The organism is Bacillus sp. CH_70 (assembly GCF_038007045.1).
GTDB classification, from domain to species: Bacteria; Bacillota; Bacilli; order Bacillales; family Bacillaceae_G; genus Bacillus_A; species Bacillus_A cereus.
The window spans coordinates 4880258-4899064 of sequence record NZ_JBBOWL010000001.1; the positions used below are offsets into that span (position 1 = coordinate 4880258).

An 18807-nucleotide genomic window follows, 5' to 3' on the forward strand; every position below is an offset into this window, starting at 1 on the left:
TTGAATAAAGTGAAAACGTAATTAAGTCTTATCAACCAGGCTTTGACGGGATAGACTTGTAATCATTAAGGGATACGCATTAAGGATAGAATTGAAAGAAGTGAAGAATTAAAAGCATTCTATTTTTAGAATCCTAACTTTTCCACAAACAAAAGAAGCATAAACTTGCCGTGAATGTTACAACAAGACAAATAAAAATACCTATTATCAGCATGTGGCATTTAATCTTACTATTTTATTCATTAAAGCTTTTATACAACAAATTCAATAACTTTAACAACGGAGTTTTAGTATATTGGCTTAATGATAAAAGTGTTTGTAATGATATCCTTTGCTTTTAGAGGTACCGTCAGGAAAATGCGGATTTACAACACTAAGCCCATTTTCCTGACGATTCCTCCGCTTTCAACAACGTTAAGAAAATTTTATATGAAAGAAAGTTTTGTTCTTTTAACCAAAAACGGTCGTTTATGGTTAGATGAACTACTCACAGCTATTTATGTGATGCCATTTTTTAGATGTAATCGAAGGTAGTACAGTTGCATCATGAATTTGCCAAATTCCTTGTGTCTGTTGTCCCATATGGAAGGATCTCGTATATTTTTGCAGCAAGTGCCTGGGGAGATTCCTTTGCCCCTCTTTTAATCCAATCGTTAACAATATTATAGATACCGCCTGCTAAAAACAGGATTTGCATTCTGCTTATGTCATGATTGCGCGTAATATCCGCTTGAAAGACCTTTTCCATTGTGTAATTCAAATAATCAAGCATCATACTAGATATATTTGCATCAATTAACTTTCCTGACGGCTTCTGTGCAGACACAAAGCCCTCTATAATATATTCAATAATTAGCTGCATACTTTCATAAGGATCCAAACTATCAACCTCTTTCAAAAATTGTTGAACAATTTCATCCACTGATACTTGTACGACGTCGTAAACGTTGCGGTAGTATTTGTAGAATGTGACTCTGGCAACTCCAGCCTTTTTGCAAATAGCTGTTACAGTTATATCTTGCAGTTTATGTTCATGCAACAGTGCGCTCAATGCCTCCATAATGTATTTCTGAGAGTGTATACTGTCTTCTCTTGACTTCCTCAAAACTAACACATCCCTTCATTCTGTTCGTTTTAAGTGCAAATTTTCACATAGTGCTTGAAAGATGAAAATTCACTGTTATACTTACACATGTAAGTACAATTGTTAGTGTATAAAAGGCCATCATTGCTGTCAATGTGTACCATTTTCTTTGTTTCCTACTGGCAATTTTCCGCCATTTTGCAAGCTATAAATAGGGTGAGATATACTGATACAATTTATAATATACATTTTAAAATCCTTTTATATAAATAATATAAGATTTTGGTGTTTGTACATTTCTAAATTACAACGTAAGAACAAGACAAATTTTCAACGAGAGTAGGGTGAGATTTAATTGGCAAAATATCTTTATAAGTTAGGACATTGGGCAGTAAATCATAGGAAAAAGGTTATATTCAGTGCACTCGCAATTCTTATTGCATTTGTACTTATTGGAGTCAACATGGGTTCCTCTTTCAATGATGAAATGAGCATTCCGAATACACCGGCAGATAAAGCAGGAAAAGTAATTAAAAAAGAGTTTAAAGCGATGCAACCAGCAGGTGCACAAGTAAAAGTAGTATTTCAAGCACCAAAAAACGGAACCTTGGAGTCAGCGGAAGTACAACAGAAAATTGCAGAAGTTCTAAGTGAGATAAAAAAAGATTCAGCTGTTGATTCTGTGGCAGCACCGATGCAACTGCAGAACCTTAGTGAAAATAAGAAAATCGGATATGCAGTTGTTACGTACAAAGTGGAAGCGGAAAAGGTCACAGAAGCTTCTAAGGATAAGATTTTAGATAGTATTGAAACAACAAGGGATGCCGGCATTCAAACGGAGCTATCAGGAGGCGATATTAAGTTTTCCGACTCAGAGACTTCAGGTATGACTGAAATTGTTGGAGTACTTGTTGCCTTCGTAGTCCTCACATTTACTTTTGTGTCTTTTCTAGCAGCTGGACTTCCGATTCTCACTGCGATAATCGGATTAGCGATTGGAATGCTAGGAATCATGATTGGAACCAATTATGTGGAAATCCAATCTGTTTCCTTAACATTAGCTGCCATGCTGGGACTCGCAGTAGGCATTGACTATGCGCTTTTCATTATCAATCGCTTTAGACAGCAGCTCGCACAAGGAGATTCTGTTCCAGAATCTATTGCCATTGCAACTGGAACAGCGGGAAGTGCCGTAATCTTTGCAGGATTAACTGTTATTATTGGTCTTTTGGGACTGTCTGTTACAAAGATTCCATTCCTAATAGCGATGGGCGTATCCGCTGCTTTCACTGTGTTCATAGCTGTGGTGGTTTCCGTCGTCATATTACCGGCCATATTAGGAATTATCGGCCATAAGATTGCCCCAACTAAACAAAATCGATTCTTAGAAAAGATGACTGGGGCAGGTAAGAAACGCACTGGTTCAAATAAATGGGGGGAATTTGTCGTAAGACGTCCTCTGGCTGTTTCGATTTTCGCAATCGGACTACTTGCAGTGATTACGATTCCATTTTTCCATATGAACCTTGGGCTGCTTTCTGATGGAACATCAAAGTCCACAGAAACGACAGAACGAAGAGCATATGATTTATTGACGGAAGCATATGGAGAAGGAATTCATGCCTCTTTAGCGGTAGTGGCAAAAGCTGAGGAAGCAACAGCTGAAACGCAAAATACTATGAACACCGTTGCAAAAGAATTGGGTGACTTATCTGACGTGAAAAGTGTGACACCAGCTATCCCTGGTCCTTCTGGAAAGATTTATATGATTTCCATCACACCAAAAACAGGACCTGACGATACAAAGACGAAGGATTTGGTAAATACGATTCGGGACAGATCAAACCAGACCGAGAAAAAAAATGGAATTGAACTAATGGTAACGGGCACAGCAGCGATGAATATTGATATTGTGCAAAAGCTGAGTGATGCCTTGCCAGTTTTCGCTGCTCTTATTGTGGGACTCGCATATGTACTCTTAGTTCTAGTGTTTAGATCTCTACTCATTCCATTAAAAGCAGTATTAGGGTTTCTACTGTCTCTTGGTGCTACGTTGGGAGCCGTGGTATTTTTCGTGCAGGATGGGCATTTCCAAAATTTATTTGGTTTCCCAGCTGCCAGTCCAATCTTAGCTTTCTTGCCTGTTATTCTGATTGGCATCCTGTTCGGACTTGCCATGGACTATGAGGTGTTCCTAGTAAGCAAGATGCGGGAAGTATATACGCATACAGGCGACCCGAAGAGAGCTATTTTAGAAGGAATGCGAGAGAGCGGTAAAGTCGTAGTCTCAGCAGGATTAATTATGATGTCTGTATTTATTGGATTCATGTTGGCACCTGATAGCATCATTAAATCCATAGGCATGGCTCTTACATTCGGTGTTTTCTTCGACGCATTCATCGTGAGAATGACAATCGTACCTGCGGTCATGGCTCTCATGGGTAAGTCGGCCTGGTACTTGCCAAAATGGCTGGATAAAATTTTGCCTAACATTGATGTTGAAGGCGAAAGCATTATACATCACATGGAAAACAAAAGTGAAAAGATATATAAACAGAACAGTTAAAGTTAATTCATAGTTATATTCATAAAAAAACCGCTTTCTTATAAAAGAGAAGCGGTTTTTTAGAGAAAGTATAGATTTCCTTTGCTATTTATACAAATATAGGTAAAAACAATTTAAGAAGGTTTGTTTGCATCATTGTAAAATATAAAAATAAATGAAACACGCATTTTGAAAAAACTTAATCAAAATGCGTGTTTTTAGTATAAATCTAGTAATTTTATCAATGGGTACAAATTGTCCTTTTAAATTGTAGAAATTCAATGAATATCATATACACGTAAGGTGGTCACTTCCCTGTCAAGTAGACAATAATAAAGATACGGTTTAAAATCTTTTATTTTTGGAACCATAACTTTGCCACAAACAAAAAGAACCATAACCTCGCCAATCTGGCAAAATTATGGTTCATATCATACAAAATAAAAAAACCACCAAATATGTATTGGTGGAGACGGTGGGAGTCGAACCCACGTCCAAAAATATCGGCACTTAAGCTTCTACGAGTGTAGTCGATATATTAGCATTTCGCGAACTCTTCGGCCTATCGACAGGCTTCCAAGTTGCTAGTCTGATTGTTCTCTTCCTTCGCCCTCAGACGGCGAACTCCGGCGTAGTCCACTTAGTTTGAGTCCCTTACCCTACCACATGGACGATGGAGGGAGGAACCTTTAGTGCAATTAAGCAGCTAAAGAAAGATTGTTTTGTTTGCCAATTATAGGCTTTGACGTTTTAACGAGGCCGATCCCCTCGACTCGCAACCTAAGCTCGAACTATCCCTGTCGAATCCGTAACGTCCCCATGATAAAAATGGAGCATACGAAGAAAATATCGTGATAGCTACTAAGAGCTGTTTTTCAATGTGCAACAACCTTACATAAGTTATTATATCATACGCGCGCCGTTTTACAAATGTAAATATCTGTATTACATCTTTTGGCGATCACGGAACACGCGTGCAATTTCACGTTTTGCTTCTTTCTCTTTTAAATCGTGACGTTTATCGTATTGTTTCTTACCTTTTGCTAAACCAAGTGCCATTTTTGCAAATCCATTTTTCAAATAGATTCTAAGTGGAACTAATGCGTAACCTGTTTCTTTTGCAGCGCCCGCTAGCTTATCAATTTCTTTTTTATGAAGAAGTAATTTTCTCGTACGAAGTGGATCATGGTTGAAACGATTCCCTTGTTCGTATGTATTAATGTGCATATTATGAACCCATACTTCACCATTATGTACACGTGCAAACGCATCTTTCAAGTTCACGCGACCAGCGCGAATCGACTTAATTTCCGTTCCTTGAAGGACAAGCCCTGCTTCGTATGTTTCTTCGATGAAATAATCATGAAACGCTTTTTTATTTTGTGCAATAACCTTACCTGTACCTTTTGGCATATAACGTCCCTCCTCTATTTTTACTATTGTAACAAATGTTAATAAAAAGCGAAAGTGGCTCGCTCAGAATCTTTGGACATTGGAACTCCCGACAGAGAAGCGCTTTTTGCTTCGTCCGAGGGAGTGAAATGGCCCACAGATTCTAGCCACTGTAGCTGGATTCCATTAAAAGCGAAAGTGGCTCGTTCAGAATGTGAGGTGGATGGAGCTTCTGACCTTGAGGCGCTCTTTGCCTCTAGAGAAGAAGCGAAGCCGCCGAACATTCTAGCCACTGTAGCTGAATTCCATTAAAAAGCGAAAGTGGCTCGCTCTCAAGCTACCAATAAAAAAAGAAAACGGCCCCGCTTTTCATCAAAGCGAAGCCACTCTTTTCTTACTTACGCTTTTTCTTTTTCTTCTTGAATCCTGGTACGTTTTCGAAAAATCCTTTTTTCTTCTTGCCGTTACCATCTTTTTTCCCTGGCTGACTTGCGGATGCGGATGTGGATGCAGATGCGGATCCTCTTCCTTTTCCTTTGCCACCACGGTCAAATTTTCTACCTGTGCCACGTTCACCGCCGCGCTCATTACTGCGCTCGCTACGTCCACCGCGTTTCTTTCTGCCCGTTCTTGGCTGCTCGATAACGACTGGACGATCTTTGAACTTACGGCGAGGTGTGCCTTTCATACCAACGATTTCAAAGTCGATTGCACGCTCGTCTTTATTTACATTAATAACGCGAATTGTAATTTCGTCACCGATGCGGAATACGTTTCCTGTACGCTCTCCGATCATAGCGAAATGCTGCTCGTCATAACGGTAGTAATCATCCGTTAAATAACTAACGTGTACAAGACCTTCGATTGTATTTGGAAGCTCTACGAATAAACCGAAGTTTGTTACAGAGCTAATCATACCGTCATACTCTTCACCGATCTTATCAACCATATACTCTGCTTTTTTCATCTCATCTGTTTCACGCTCTGCTTCAACAGCACGGCGTTCCATATTAGAAGAGTGCTCTGCAATCTCAGGTAATTTTTCACGCCATTTTGCTTGCGTTTCATTGTCGACTTTACCATTAATAATGTATTCACGAATTAATCTATGAACAATTGTATCTGGGTAACGACGAATTGGTGATGTGAAATGTGTGTAGAACTCAGTTGATAAACCGAAATGTCCTAAACTATCCGCATCGTAACGAGCTTGCTTCATAGAACGAAGCATAACTGTTGAAATAACTACTTCTTCTGGCTGTCCTTGAACCATTTCAAGAATTTGTTGCAGCGCACGAGGGTGCACTTCATTCGCACGTCCTTTTACCGCATATCCGAAGTTCGTTACAAACTCGAAGAAACGCTCAAGCTTATCTTCTTTCGGATCTTCATGGACACGGTACATAAACGGTACGTTCATCCAGTGGAAGTGCTCTGCTACTGTTTCATTCGCAACAAGCATAAATTCTTCAATTAACTTCTCTGATACAGAGCGATCGCGCATAACAACATCAGTCGGTTTTCCTTCTTCATCTACTAATACTTTCGCTTCTTTAAAGTCAAAGTCAATTGCACCACGGCGCATACGTTTTTCACGTAGAATTTGTGCCAATTGCCCCATCTCTTTAAACATCGGTACTAATGGCTCATAACGCTTAATTAACTCTTCGTCCTCATCTTCTAAAATGCTTCTTACGTCAGCATACGTCATACGCTCTGTCGTTTTAATCACACTTTGGAAAATCTCGTGTTTAACAACATCACCTAAGTTGTTGATTTCCATTTCACAAGATAATGTCAGACGGTCTACTTTCGGATTTAATGAGCAAATACCGTTAGATAGACGATGTGGAATCATTGGAATTACACGGTCAACAAGATACACACTTGTCGCTCTTTCCGCTGCTTCTACATCAATTGGAGAACCTTCTTGAACGTAATGACTTACATCCGCAATGTGAACGCCTAGCTTGTAATTGCCGTTCTCAAGCTTCGTTACTGTAACAGCGTCATCTAAATCTTTCGCATCTGCACCATCAATCGTTACGATCATTTGATCACGTAAATCACGGCGATCTTTTAAATCTTCTTCTGAAATCGTTTCTGGTACACTGTTTGCATGCTCCATCACTTCTTCAGGGAATGCTAAAGGTAAATGATGTTTATGAATGACAGATAAAATATCTACTCCTGGATCATTTTTATGACCTAGAATTTGAATAACTTCACCTTCTGCACTTAAACGGTTTTCTGGGTAGCTCGTAATTTTCACAACTACCTTATGACCTTCTACAGCACCCATTGATGCACTTTTCAAGATAAAGATATCACTCGTCCAGCGCTTATTGTCAGGTATAACAAAGCCAAAGTTTTTCGATTCTGTATATGTACCAACAAGTTCTTTCGTTCCACGCTCTAAAATGCGTACAATTGAACCTTCTTGACGTGAACCGCTCGATTGAGAACTAAGTCGTGCTAATACTGTATCGCCATGAAGTGCACCGTTTAATTCTGTAGGAGGGATGAAAAGATCATCGTCTCCCGTTTTCTTCTCGTCTGGTACAACGAATGCAAAGCCACGTGCATGTCCAATTAACTTACCTCTTACTAAATTCATCTTTTCAGGAAGACCGTAACGGTTGCTACGTGTACGAATAACAAGTCCCTTCTCTTCCATCATTACAAGTGCCTTTACAAAGTCTTTAAAGCCCTCAGAACCTTCAATTCCAAATGCCTCTTCTAACTCTTGTATCGTTAGCGGTTTATACGCTTCTTCTCTCATAAATAATAACAACTTATCAATATGTTCTTGTATGATTTCTTCCAAGCAAAAATACCTCCTTTAAAACCTTATATTATTTAGTGTATCCGAAAGATAGGGGATGTATAAAGTGAAACTTTAATCAGTGGGGGTTTGTTCATCCCCCCACTGATTATTAGTTGAACCAATCGGGCCTTTACGGGCAGTTGATCCCTACCTAACTTCTTTGCTTTCGCTGAATTTTAAGGTGGGAGGCTTACTGCCCGTTAATGCGGGATAAAGCGAAACTTCAATACTCCCCTTATGATTTTTACAGTTTTCACAAAAAATTCCTTATGAAAAAAAGAGGCAACTAGATCTTACCAATCTAGTTGCTCCAAGAAGTTATATACATCCTCATGTAGCTCGTCACGTTGTTTATCAAGTGTAATGACATGCGTAGAGTCTTCATACCATTTAATGTCTTTTAACGTAGATTCTACACCGTTATAAATAATGTTAGCACTATCTGTATTAATCATTTCGTCATGACGTGCTTGTACAACAAATGTTGGTGCATAAATCATATCCACATTGTTACGTACGTCAGCAATTAATTGTTGTAATGCTTTTAATGTATTCATCGGTGTCTTTTGGAATTCCAACATTTCTTGTTCAATTTGTTCTGGTGATTTTTGCTCACGTTTTTTATATTCGCGGGCATATGCCAATATACCTTGGTACATCGTTTCTTCGCTCTTAATATACATCGGTGCACACATTGGTACTACACCTAAAACCGGTACTGTATAACCTAATTTTAAAGAAAATACGCCGCCAAGTGACAATCCAACAACAGCAATTTTCTCAAAACCTTTATCTTTTAAAAGCTGATATGCCTCCGTTACATCTTGCCACCAATCTGTAGGGCCTGTATGAACAAGCTCTTCTGGTGGTACACCGTGCCCTTTATAAATTGGCGCATGACAAGTATAGCCTTTCTTTTCTAAGAAACGCCCTAACATACGTACATCAGCTGAGTTCCCTGTGAATCCATGTAGTAATAAAACAGCGCGGTCTCCACCCTCAAATGTAAATGGTTTCGGAGATGCTAATTTCATCATGTACTTCTCCTCTTTCTCTTCTGTAATCTAGTCGTATTCTTTCTATATCTAGTGTACCATATTTACATTTCTATAATCTAATTAGAAACATCTTTCAAATGGCAAAACAAAAAAGAAGAACCATTAGTACATCTTACTAACGCTTCTTCTTTCAATTCTATAAGTTTAAGTACGTAACAGCAATTGTTAATACAAAGAACAATACAGCTAAAACAATTGTAATACGGTTTAATACTGCTTCAATTCCACGTGCTTTTTGCTTACCAAATAATTGCTCTGCACCGCCTGAAATTGCACCTGAAAGGCCTGAGCTATTACTAGACTGCATAAGTACCATAACAATCATTAAAATCGATACAGTAATAAGTAAAACGGATAATAACGTATGCACTTGGCGTACCTCCTACAAAGATTCAGTTATTGTAACTGTAGCATAAATCCTATAGAAAAGCGAGAGCTATAGAGTTGCCCTCGCTTTTCTTCTATTACATAAACATCATTGCAAATAACGGTCCAAGTAAACATGTCAAAATTGCTGTTAATGTCATTGTTACCGATCCAATAACACCTTCATGCTCGTTATTTTTCATTGCTCTCATAACACCCATAATATGAGAAGCACATCCAAATCCGATACCTTTACCAACTGAGTTTGTAACACGGCTCCATTTTAATAAGAGAGGTCCTGTAATTGTTCCAGTAATACCTGCGATAACAACGAAAGCTGCTGTTAAGGAAGGTACACCACCAACTTGTTCAGAAACGCTCATCGCAACTGGCATTGTTACCGATTTTGGTAAAGACGATAAGATTAAGCTTTTATCTGTTCCCATAAGTGAAGCAATAGCAAAATCACTAGCGATTGCAACTGTTGTACCTACTAATACCCCACCAGCAATCGGTACAACATATTTTTGCAGAACATGACGTTGTTTATAAAGAGGAATTGCAAATGCTACAACACCGGGTCCAAGTAGCTTTGCAATCCAGCCACCACCACTTTCCATATAATGTTGATATGGTATATCAAGCACGATAAATAGGAAAGCCATTAATCCTGTTGCTACAAGCATTGGAATGGTGAATGGTGTTGGAAATAATTTATAGATTTTTTTAGATAATTGATATAATAGCACCGTAAAAAGAACCCAACCGATTCCGATTAATATTTGGCTCATCGCGACTCTCTTTCCTTCCTATTCGCAAGATATTGTCCTGTATGTCCTGCGACAATAATAATTAAAAATGTACTCGCTACAACTGTAATGAAAAGAGAAATTCCTTTACTCATAAAAAAAGCACCGTAATTCATTAGGCCAAGCGTTGGCGGAATTAATAAAAACGGCATAATAGCAACGAGTGTTTCTGCTCCTAAATCGAACCATTTCACTGGAAGAACTTTTAGGCTAAGTAAAACAAGTAAGAGGAACATCCCAATCAAACTTCCTGGAATTGGAATGTTTAACATTTCTTGCACCCAAGTTCCAACCATATAAAACACGTAAAGAGCAGCAATTTGGACAAGAATCTTTGTAAATTTCATGTTCATCATCCCTCATGTTTATACGATCTTCTGTTAATATCTTTATCATAGTATAAATTGTAAAAAGCTGCAATTTATCAACTTGACAGCAAAAACAGCCTATGTTATACGCTTACAACCTTGATATGACTACATTTTCAAACAAAAATTACGTCAAAAACCTTGACCTAATATAAAAAGTTTTTATTTTCTGAATTTATAAGACTGTTATTTCAATAAAATAATCTTTTTATCCTTAAACTTACATATATATAAAGTGAAACTTTAATCATTGAGGGTTTCCTCATCCCCATTGATCATTCCTCACCAAGCGGGTTTGTACGGGATAAACAAGATAGGTGGTGAACATATGCCCAAAAAAGTTCTCATTTTTTGTGATCCTGGGATTGATGATACGATGGCTCTCCTCTTAGCATTCTTTATCAATGAAATAGAAATCGTCGGTATCGTTGCTGATTACGGCAATGTTCCAAAAAAAATGGCCGTAGAAAATGCTCATTTTCTTACAAGCGAAGTAAAGGGTAGAAATATCAAAATCTTTGGTGGATCAGAACGTCCAATTACTGGTGCTCCTCCTGCTTTTTTTACAGATGTACACGGGAAACAAGGGCTCGGGCCAATTATTCCAAAGGTGAATGTAACTAACGAAGAAATGGAGAATTTTTTTGAAGTTATTCCTCTTATTGAACAGTATAAAGATGAATTAATTATTGTAAGCTTAGGAAGACTTACCTCCCTAGCAATTTTATTTATCGTATGTAAACAATTAATGGAGCAAGTTAAATCTTACTACGTAATGGGCGGTGCCTTTTTACATCCTGGTAATGTTACCCCTATTTCCGAAGCAAACTTTTATGGCGATCCTACTGCAGCTAATATAGTCCTTCAATCCGCAGCTAACATGTACATATACCCATTAAACGTCACCCAATATTCCATCATTACACCCGAAATGGCCGAATACATTGAGGCAAAAGGAAAAGCCCCACTTGTCAAACCGTTATTCGATCATTATTACTACGGATATTATAAAGACGCCCTACCACATTTAAAGGGCAGCCCCTTCCATGACACAATGCCAATACTCGCTTTACTTGATAACTCTATGTTTACCTATCACAAATCACCTATCGTTGTCATGACAGAATCTTATGCACAGGGGGCAAGCATTGGAGAATTTCGCTCTTTAGGAGAACCTAAACCATTTATTGATTGGCCGAGTCATCAAATAGCAATTGATTTTGATTATAACCGCTTCTTCAAACATTTCATGTCACTTATGACAGGTGAACAATTTTAACATAAAAAAACAGACCGTGATTTCTCACGGTCTGTCGTTTATTTTCTACAATTATCGTTTGATGTTATAGAAAGATTTGATACCATCGTAAACAGCGATTTCGCCTAGTTCGTCTTCGATGCGTAATAATTGGTTGTACTTAGCAATACGGTCAGTACGGCTCATAGAACCAGTTTTGATTTGGCCAGCGTTAGTTGCAACTGCGATGTCAGCGATTGTAGCATCTTCAGTTTCACCAGAACGGTGAGATACAACTGCTGTGTAACCAGCACGTTTAGCCATTTCGATAGCTTCGAAAGTCTCAGTTAAAGTACCGATTTGGTTAACTTTAATTAAGATTGAGTTAGAGATACCTTTTTCGATACCTTCAGCAAGTTTTTGAGTGTTAGTTACGAATAAATCGTCACCAACTAATTGTACTTTATCACCGATACGCTCAGTTAATAATTTGTGACCATCCCAGTCGTTTTCGTCTAAACCATCTTCGATAGAGATGATTGGGAAGTCTTTGCAAAGCTCTTCGTAGAAATCAACCATTTCTGCAGAAGTTAAGCCAGTACGGCCTTCGCCTGCAAGGTCATATTTACCAGTTTCTTTGTTGTAGAACTCAGAAGAAGCAACGTCCATTCCTAAGAATACGTTCTCGCCAGCTTTGTAACCAGCTTTTTCGATAGCTTCGATGATTACTTCTAGAGCTTCACGGTTAGAACCAAGGTTTGGAGCGAATCCACCTTCGTCACCTACTGCAGTGTTAAGACCTTTGTCATGTAATACAGCTTTAAGTGCATGGAATACTTCAGCACCCATACGGATTGATTCTTTGAATGTTGGAGCACCAACTGGTAAGATCATGAACTCTTGGAAGTCAACGTTGTTATCAGCGTGAGAACCACCGTTGATGATGTTCATCATTGGAGTTGGTAATTGTTTTGCATTGAATCCACCAAGGTAACGGTATAATGGAAGACCTACGAAGTCAGCTGCTGCGTGAGCTACTGCCATAGATACACCAAGGATAGCGTTAGCGCCTAGTTTACCTTTGTTTGGAGTGCCATCTAATTCGATCATAGCACGGTCGATACCAGCTTGGTCAGTTACATCGAAACCAGCAATTTCTGGAGCGATAATTTCGTTAACGTTGTTTACTGCGTTAACAACACCTTTACCAAGGTAACGAGATTTGTCACCGTCACGTAATTCTACTGCTTCGTGCTCACCAGTAGATGCACCACTTGGTACGATAGCGCGTCCGAAAGCGCCGCTTTCTGTGTAAACTTCTACTTCTACAGTTGGGTTACCACGAGAGTCAAGGACTTCGCGAGCATAAACATCAATAATTGTTGACATAATAAATTCTCTCCTTTTTATATAAGCAAATTATTTAATAATTGTTTTACCTGTCATTTCTTTCGGTTGTTCCACATTTAAAAGTGTAAGCATTGTTGGAGCGATATCTCCTAAAATACCACCTTCACGAAGCTCTACATCATTTTTTGTAACGATGAAAGGAACCGGGTTAGTTGTATGAGCTGTCATAGGACCGCCATCAGCAGTTAACTCCTGATCAGCATTACCATGGTCAGCAGTAATAAGTGCTACACCATCTTTTGCAAGAATTGCTTCTACAACTTTTCCTAAACATTCGTCAGTTGCTTCTACTGCTTTAATTGTTGGTTCCATCATCCCAGAATGGCCAACCATATCACAGTTCGCAAAGTTAAGAATGATAACATCATGTTTATCATTTTCGATTTCATTTACTAAAGCGTCCGTTACTTCGTAAATGCTCATTTCAGGTTTCAAGTCATACGTTGCAACCTTTGGTGAGTTAATTAAGATACGCTCTTCTCCTGGGAATTCAGCCTCACGACCACCGCTAAAGAAGAATGTAACGTGCGGATACTTTTCAGTTTCCGCGATGCGAAGTTGCTTTAATCCCGCTTGCGCAACAACTTCACCTAAAGTGTTATCAAGGTTCATTGGCTTGAATGCCACGTAACCATCTACAGTTTCACTGAAGTGTGTCATACATACGAATTCTGGAATGTGAGGTACTTTTTCACCACGATCGAACTCACGGAAGTCTTCGTTTGTAAATACACGAGCAATTTGAATTGCACGGTCTGGACGGAAGTTATAGAAGATAACTGCATCATCATCATTGATTGTTGCAACTGGCGTGTTATCTTCGTTAACAATTACAGACGGCAATACGAATTCATCATAGATACCGTTCGCATAAGAGTCTTCTACACACTCTTCTGCTGATTTATAAGTAGGGCCTTCACCATTCACCATAGCACTGTAACATTTTTCTACGCGATCCCAACGCTTGTCACGGTCCATAGAGTAATAACGACCAGAGATAGTCGCGAATTGTCCTACTCCTGTTTCTTTAATTACTTCATTCGTTGCATCGATATAACCTTTTGCTGTTTGTGGTCCAACATCGCGGCCGTCTAAGAATGCATGGATATAAACTTTCTCCACGCCTTCTTTTGCTGCTAAGCGAAGAAGAGCAAACATATGGTTCATGTGACTGTGCACACCACCGTCAGAAAGTAAACCGAATAAATGAAGTGCAGTACCTTTTTCTTTTACGCTTTTAATTGCATTTTGGAAAGTTTCGTTCTTATCGAACTCACCTTCACGAATTGCAACGTTAACGCGTGTTAAGCTTTGATATACTACGCGGCCAGCACCGATATTTAAGTGACCAACCTCAGAGTTACCCATTTGACCTTCTGGAAGACCTACCGCCTCACCACAAGCTGTAAGCGTTGTATGAGGGAATTTGTTCCAGTAACCATCAAAATTAGGTTTCTTAGCTTGTGCTACAGCATTCCCGTAAGTTTCTTCACGAAGTCCGAAACCGTCAAGAATGATTAAAGCTGTTGGCTTTCTCATTTTACCGCCCCCAGAAGACCTAAGAACGAAGCAGGCTCTAAGCTAGCACCGCCAACTAAAGCGCCGTCGATGTCAGATTGTGCCATATACTCTTTAATGTTTTCTGGTTTTACGCTACCGCCGTATTGGATACGAACAGCTTCTGCAGCTTCTGGAGAAACAGCTTCTGCAACAACTTTACGGATGTGCGCACATACTTCGTTTGCATCTGCAGAAGAAGAAGATTTACCTGTACCGATAGCCCAGATTGGCTCATAAGCGATAACAGTTGCTTTAACTTGCTCTTCTGTTAAACCTGCAAGTGCTTTTGTCACTTGACCTGCTACTAGATCAAATGTTTTTCCGCTTTCGCGCTCTTCTAAAGTCTCACCACAACATACGATTGGTGTTAAACCATGTTCAAATGCTGCGATAGTCTTTTTGTTTACTGATTCGTCTGTTTCAGCAAACATTTCACGACGCTCAGAGTGGCCAAGTACTACATAGCCAACTTTTAAGTCGCTAAGTGCTACTGGGCTAATTTCGCCAGTGAATGCACCATTTTTTTCGAAGTGCATGTTTTGTGCACCTACTTGTAAGTCAGTTCCTTCAGTTGCTGCTACAAGGCGCTCTAAGAATAGAGCTGGAGAGCAAACTACTGCATCAACAGCTGAAGCTGCTGGGATTTGACCTTTAACTTCCTCTACGAAGCTAACTGCTTCAGATAGAGTTTTATTCATTTTCCAGTTACCTGCGATAATTGGTTTACGCATGCTTTGCACCGTCCTTTTTCTTTGGCTGCTACTTATTTGTCGTTAAGACAAACTACACCTGGAAGCTCTTTACCTTCCATGAATTCTAATGACGCACCGCCGCCAGTAGAAATGTGGCTCATTTTATCAGCCATACCGAATTTTTCAACAGCTGCTGCAGAGTCACCACCGCCGATAACAGAGTATGTATCTTCTGCATCTGCTAATGCTTGTCCTACTGCTTTTGTACCTTCTGCGAATGGAGTCATTTCGAATACACCCATTGGTCCATTCCATACAACAAGCTTAGAATTTTTAATTACATCTGCATAAATTTCACGTGTTTTAGGACCGATGTCCACGCCTTCCCAGTTAGAAGGGATAGAGTCGATACCAACGATTTTAGTTGTTGCAGTTTCAGAGAATTCCTCAGTGATTACAACATCAACTGGCATGTAGAAGTTTACGCCTTTTTCTTTTGCAAGTTGCATAAATTCTTTCGCTAGTTCAATCTTGTCGTCTTCACATAGAGATAGACCAATTTCATGACCTAAAGCTTTAACGAATGTGTAAGCAAGTCCGCCACCGATGATTAAGTTATCTACTTTGTCTAATAGATGACGAATTACACCAATTTTATCTTTTACTTTCGCACCACCGATGATAGCTGTAAATGGACGTTCTGGGTTAGAAAGTGCTTTACCAAGTACATCTAACTCTTTTTCCATTAATAGACCAGATACTGCTGGTAGGTAGTCTGCGATACCTGCTGTAGAAGCATGAGCACGGTGAGCTGCACCGAATGCATCGTTTACGAAGATGTCAGCAAGTGCTGCAAATTCTTTCGCAAGTTCTGCATCGTTCTTTTCTTCGCCCGCATAGAAACGTACGTTTTCAAGAACTAATACGTCGCCTTCGTTCATTGCTGCAACCATTTCTTGTGCAACTGGTCCGAATGCTTCGTCCGCTTTTTTAACATCTTTACCAAGAAGCTCGCCTAAACGTGCTGCTACTGGAGTAAGACGTAATTCTTCTACTGCTTGACCTTTTGGACGGCCTAAGTGGCTTGCTAAAATAACTTTCGCACCTTGCTCTACTAAATATTGAATTGTAGGAAGAGCTGCACGGATACGAGTTTCATCTGTAATTTTGCCTTCTTTCATAGGTACGTTGAAATCAACGCGGCAAAATACACGCTTACCTTTTAAATCTACGTCACGAATTGATTTTTTGTTCATTGGATTTCCCTCCGACTACTAGTTAGGATTGACAAAACCCATTCAAAAGCTTAACACATTTGCTTTTAAAACGAAAGAAGAGAGAGAGGGAACAAACCCTCTCCCTCGTTTTGTCATTGATAACTTATATAATTAAGAATTAAAGACCTTTTGAAGTCATGTAAGCTGCTAAGTCTACTACGCGGTTAGAGTAACCAGTTTCGTTATCGTACCAAGAAAGTACTTTAACCATGTTACCTTCCATTACCATTGTAGATAATGCATCGATTGTAGAAGAAGCTGTACATCCGTTATAGTCGATAGATACTAATGGCTCTTCGCTGTATCCAAGGATACCTTTTAATTCGCCTTCAGCTGCTGCTTTGAATGCTGCGTTTACATCTTCAACTGTTACTTCTTTGTCAAGTTCAACAACTAAGTCAACAAGAGAAACGTTAGCAGTTGGAACACGTACAGCGCCACCGTTTAATTTACCTTTAAGTTCTGGTAATACTAATGCTACAGCTTTAGCTGCACCAGTAGATGTTGGGATCATGTTTTCAGCTGCTGCACGAGCACGACGTAAATCTTTGTGTGGTAAGTCTAAGATTTGTTGGTCGTTAGTGTAAGAGTGAATTGTTGTCATCATTCCGCGTTTTACGCCGAATTTTTCGTTTAATACTTTAGCGAATGGAGCTAGACAGTTTGTAGTACAAGAAGCGTTAGATACTACGTTGTGGTTAGCTGCATCGTATTGTTCATGGTTAACACCCATAACTACAGTGATATCTTCGTCAGAAGCTGGAGCTGAGATGATAACTTTCTTAACTGATCCACCTAAGTGTTTTTCAGCGTCTGATTTTTTAGTGAAACGGCCAGTAGATTCTACTACTACTTCTACTCCGTAGTCGCTCCATGGTAATTGAGCTGGGTCACGCTCAGCGATAACTTTAATTTCTTTACCGTTAACAACGATGCTGTTTTCGTTAGCAGATACTTCTGCATTTAAAGTTCCGTGAACTGTGTCATATTTTAAAAGGTGAGCTAATGTTTTAGCATCTGTTAAGTCGTTGATTGCTACTACTTCTACCTCAGAGTTGTTAAGAGCTGCGCGGAATACGTTACGTCCGATACGTCCAAATCCATTAATACCAATTTTAGTCATTTGAATTTCCTCCTTGGGGGATTATATTAAAGGGTAAAACCCTTTGTTAATTGTTTTGCTGCACCTTCATCTGTAATTAGAATTGAAGTGTGCCCTTGCTTTATTACAGCCTGTATTGCTTTTGCCTTTGAAGAACCTCCAGCGACTGCAACAACGTGAGATACATTTTGTAAATCCTCAAGTTGCATACCAACTGTTCTTACTTTATGAACAACATTTCCTTCTTCATTAAAGTAGTAACCGAAAGCTTCGCCAACTGCTTCGCTTGCTTGAATCTTTAACCAATCTGCTTCTGAAGTACTTCTGCGACGTGCCATTGTTAACGCATCACCTATTCCATGAATGACGATATTGGAAGATCGAATCAACTCAAGAACTTCTTTCACGGAAGGCTCTGTCACAATAGACGCATATGCTTCGCTACTAACATGGTCTGGAACATACAATAAGCGATAATTACTCATCGTATTTTGCGCCATCTTGGCACAAATGGTATTGGCTTCTAATTCAACACCTTCTCCAATTCCACCACGTGCTGGGACAAATAGCATATGTAAATCTTTGCAATCAAGTTGCATCATGTCCGCAGCAGCAGCTAGCGTAGTTCCTCCAGCCACAGCAACGATATTATTCGCTGTCAGACGGTCTTTTATACAAGTCACACAAGCACGGCCCATCTCCAGTTTGACCCAAGGTGATTCATCACTATCACCAGGGACAACGAAAACTTCATCCAAGTCTAATGTTTCCTTAAGTTGCTTTTCTAAAACCTTTAACCCGGAAATTTCTTTCATAAAGTCTTCCAAAGCAAGAACTAAAGCTGTTCCTTCTTCTGTCAAAGTCATTCCAGAAGAAGCGACGTGAACTAAGTTTTGTTCTTTCAAAACTTGAACTTCACTTCGCAATACTCGTTCTGTCATGCCGAGGCTTGCTGATAAGTTTCTTCTTCCAATCGGCTGCATGAGCCTAATGTATTGAAGAATTTGCATTCTCGTTTGCATAACAGGTAGCAGATCAGGTAATAATTTTTTTGTATTCTGAATCCATGAGCGCATATCT

General features: G+C 39.3%; 16 protein-coding genes and 1 other RNA gene. 3 read left to right on the forward strand and 14 right to left on the reverse strand.

What is annotated here, in order from left to right; all coding sequences use genetic code 11:
• Positions 1-544: 544 nt before the first annotated feature.
• Positions 545-1060, reverse strand: coding sequence for a TetR/AcrR family transcriptional regulator (locus N2V79_RS25080; protein ID WP_043935894.1), 516 nt, complete (start codon positions 1058-1060; stop codon positions 545-547).
• Positions 1061-1439: 379 nt separating this feature from the next.
• Here N2V79_RS25080 and N2V79_RS25085 point away from each other — a divergent pair, with 379 nt between their 5' ends.
• Positions 1440-3650, forward strand: coding sequence for an MMPL family transporter (locus tag N2V79_RS25085; protein ID WP_340720286.1), 2211 nt, complete (start codon positions 1440-1442; stop codon positions 3648-3650).
• Positions 3651-4093: 443 nt separating this feature from the next.
• Here the strand turns inward: N2V79_RS25085 and ssrA are convergent.
• Together ssrA and smpB are read right to left on the reverse strand one after the other, a co-directional pair.
• Positions 4094-4448: a transfer-messenger RNA gene (gene ssrA / locus N2V79_RS25090) on the reverse strand.
• 126 nt (positions 4449-4574) lie between these two features.
• Entirely contained in the window at positions 4575-5042 is a 468-nt protein-coding gene (smpB, locus tag N2V79_RS25095; protein WP_001123920.1) for an SsrA-binding protein, read from the reverse strand.
• Positions 5043-5165: 123 nt separating this feature from the next.
• On the opposite strand from smpB, the gene N2V79_RS25100 reads away from it, so the two are divergent.
• Positions 5166-5333: a hypothetical protein gene (locus N2V79_RS25100; RefSeq protein ID WP_256424561.1), complete on the forward strand. Its 168-nt coding sequence runs from the start codon at positions 5166-5168 to the stop codon at positions 5331-5333.
• 82 nt (positions 5334-5415) lie between these two features.
• Here N2V79_RS25100 and rnr read toward each other — a convergent pair whose 3' ends face one another.
• The 5 genes from rnr to N2V79_RS25125 all read right to left on the reverse strand — a co-directional run bounded on the left by rnr (position 5416) and on the right by N2V79_RS25125 (position 10428).
• Positions 5416-7848: a ribonuclease R gene (rnr, locus tag N2V79_RS25105; protein WP_075719987.1), complete on the reverse strand. Its 2433-nt coding sequence runs from the start codon at positions 7846-7848 to the stop codon at positions 5416-5418.
• Between the two features lie 293 nt (positions 7849-8141).
• The gene (gene estA / locus N2V79_RS25110) at positions 8142-8882 is read right to left on the reverse strand and encodes a carboxylesterase (RefSeq protein WP_000761986.1); all 741 of its coding nucleotides are present in this window, start codon (positions 8880-8882) and stop codon (positions 8142-8144) included.
• A 160-nt stretch (positions 8883-9042) separates the two neighbouring features.
• On the reverse strand, positions 9043-9276 hold the full coding sequence (gene secG, locus N2V79_RS25115; protein WP_000557266.1) for a preprotein translocase subunit SecG: 234 nt from the start codon (positions 9274-9276) through the stop codon (positions 9043-9045).
• Between the two features lie 94 nt (positions 9277-9370).
• Positions 9371-10063, reverse strand: coding sequence for an LrgB family protein (locus N2V79_RS25120; RefSeq protein WP_000078304.1), 693 nt, complete (start codon positions 10061-10063; stop codon positions 9371-9373).
• Entirely contained in the window at positions 10060-10428 is a 369-nt protein-coding gene (locus N2V79_RS25125) for a CidA/LrgA family holin-like protein (protein WP_000673222.1), read from the reverse strand. The genes N2V79_RS25120 and N2V79_RS25125 overlap by 4 nt, the downstream gene beginning before the upstream one ends.
• 349 nt (positions 10429-10777) lie before the next feature.
• Between N2V79_RS25125 and N2V79_RS25130 the strand changes: the two genes are divergently transcribed.
• A complete protein-coding gene (locus N2V79_RS25130) occupies positions 10778-11728 on the forward strand; it encodes a nucleoside hydrolase (RefSeq protein ID WP_001125071.1) in 951 nt (316 codons plus the stop codon).
• A 51-nt stretch (positions 11729-11779) separates the two neighbouring features.
• On the opposite strand, the gene eno is transcribed toward N2V79_RS25130, so the two are convergent.
• From eno to cggR, 6 genes are all read right to left on the reverse strand, one after another.
• Positions 11780-13075, reverse strand: a complete 1296-nt coding sequence (eno, locus tag N2V79_RS25135; protein ID WP_000103951.1) for a phosphopyruvate hydratase — start codon at positions 13073-13075, stop codon at positions 11780-11782.
• 30 nt (positions 13076-13105) lie between these two features.
• The gene (gene gpmI, locus N2V79_RS25140) at positions 13106-14635 is read right to left on the reverse strand and encodes a 2,3-bisphosphoglycerate-independent phosphoglycerate mutase (RefSeq protein ID WP_001231158.1); all 1530 of its coding nucleotides are present in this window, start codon (positions 14633-14635) and stop codon (positions 13106-13108) included.
• Positions 14632-15387, reverse strand: coding sequence for a triose-phosphate isomerase (gene tpiA, locus N2V79_RS25145; protein WP_001231038.1), 756 nt, complete (start codon positions 15385-15387; stop codon positions 14632-14634). The genes gpmI and tpiA overlap by 4 nt, the downstream gene beginning before the upstream one ends.
• Positions 15388-15419: 32 nt before the next feature.
• Positions 15420-16604 (reverse strand): phosphoglycerate kinase, encoded by a 1185-nt coding sequence (locus N2V79_RS25150; RefSeq protein WP_001036331.1) that lies wholly within the window; start codon positions 16602-16604, stop codon positions 15420-15422.
• A 139-nt stretch (positions 16605-16743) separates the two neighbouring features.
• The gene (gap, locus tag N2V79_RS25155) at positions 16744-17748 is read right to left on the reverse strand and encodes a type I glyceraldehyde-3-phosphate dehydrogenase (protein WP_000161234.1); all 1005 of its coding nucleotides are present in this window, start codon (positions 17746-17748) and stop codon (positions 16744-16746) included.
• Between the two features lie 26 nt (positions 17749-17774).
• Positions 17775-18803, reverse strand: a complete 1029-nt coding sequence (gene cggR / locus N2V79_RS25160; RefSeq protein WP_001258185.1) for a gapA transcriptional regulator CggR — start codon at positions 18801-18803, stop codon at positions 17775-17777.
• Positions 18804-18807 lie beyond the last annotated feature (4 nt).